The sequence below is a fragment of the Arthrobacter sp. sptzw32 genome (assembly GCF_059089735.1).
Map to the genome: position 1 here is coordinate 1 of NZ_JBNHEZ010000017.1, position 1,546 is coordinate 1,546.

Consider the following 1,546-nt stretch of genomic DNA (forward strand, 5'->3'; position numbering starts at 1 on the left):
GTGTGTCTGTTGTTTGAGAACTCAATAGTGTGCCAAGTTTGTTGATACCGATTGTTTTTTGATTGGTTGAATTGACCGGGCTGTCCGCCCCTGTGGGTGGTCTGGTTTTTACAGCTGGTTTCAAATTTTTGCTGTCTGGTTGCTGCGTTATTTCCGTGGTGGTTGGGTGGTTTCTGTTTTTGTTTTACTTCAACGGAGAGTTTGATCCTGGCTCAGGATGAACGCTGGCGGCGTGCTTAACACATGCAAGTCGAACGATGATCTCCAGCTTGCTGGGGGGATTAGTGGCGAACGGGTGAGTAACACGTGAGTAACCTGCCCTTGACTCTGGGATAAGCCTGGGAAACTGGGTCTAATACCGGATATGACTCCTCATCGCATGGTGGGGGGTGGAAAGCTTTTTGTGGTTTTGGATGGACTCGCGGCCTATCAGCTTGTTGGTGAGGTAATGGCTTACCAAGGCGACGACGGGTAGCCGGCCTGAGAGGGTGACCGGCCACACTGGGACTGAGACACGGCCCAGACTCCTACGGGAGGCAGCAGTGGGGAATATTGCACAATGGGCGAAAGCCTGATGCAGCGACGCCGCGTGAGGGATGACGGCCTTCGGGTTGTAAACCTCTTTCAGTAGGGAAGAAGCGAAAGTGACGGTACCTGCAGAAGAAGCGCCGGCTAACTACGTGCCAGCAGCCGCGGTAATACGTAGGGCGCAAGCGTTATCCGGAATTATTGGGCGTAAAGAGCTCGTAGGCGGTTTGTCGCGTCTGCCGTGAAAGTCCGGGGCTCAACTCCGGATCTGCGGTGGGTACGGGCAGACTAGAGTGATGTAGGGGAGACTGGAATTCCTGGTGTAGCGGTGAAATGCGCAGATATCAGGAGGAACACCGATGGCGAAGGCAGGTCTCTGGGCATTAACTGACGCTGAGGAGCGAAAGCATGGGGAGCGAACAGGATTAGATACCCTGGTAGTCCATGCCGTAAACGTTGGGCACTAGGTGTGGGGGACATTCCACGTTTTCCGCGCCGTAGCTAACGCATTAAGTGCCCCGCCTGGGGAGTACGGCCGCAAGGCTAAAACTCAAAGGAATTGACGGGGGCCCGCACAAGCGGCGGAGCATGCGGATTAATTCGATGCAACGCGAAGAACCTTACCAAGGCTTGACATGAACCGGAAAGACCTGGAAACAGGTGCCCCGCTTGCGGTCGGTTTACAGGTGGTGCATGGTTGTCGTCAGCTCGTGTCGTGAGATGTTGGGTTAAGTCCCGCAACGAGCGCAACCCTCGTTCTATGTTGCCAGCACGTGATGGTGGGGACTCATAGGAGACTGCCGGGGTCAACTCGGAGGAAGGTGGGGACGACGTCAAATCATCATGCCCCTTATGTCTTGGGCTTCACGCATGCTACAATGGCCGGTACAAAGGGTTGCGATACTGTGAGGTGGAGCTAATCCCAAAAAGCCGGTCTCAGTTCGGATTGGGGTCTGCAACTCGACCCCATGAAGTCGGAGTCGCTAGTAATCGCAGATCAGCAACGCTGCGGTGAATA

General features: G+C 54.8%; 1 rRNA gene. It reads left to right on the forward strand.

The window, feature by feature from the left end:
• Window positions 1-189: 189 nt before the first annotated feature.
• A 16S ribosomal RNA gene (locus AC5RVN_RS17400) occupies window positions 190-1,546 on the forward strand; the annotation flags it as partial.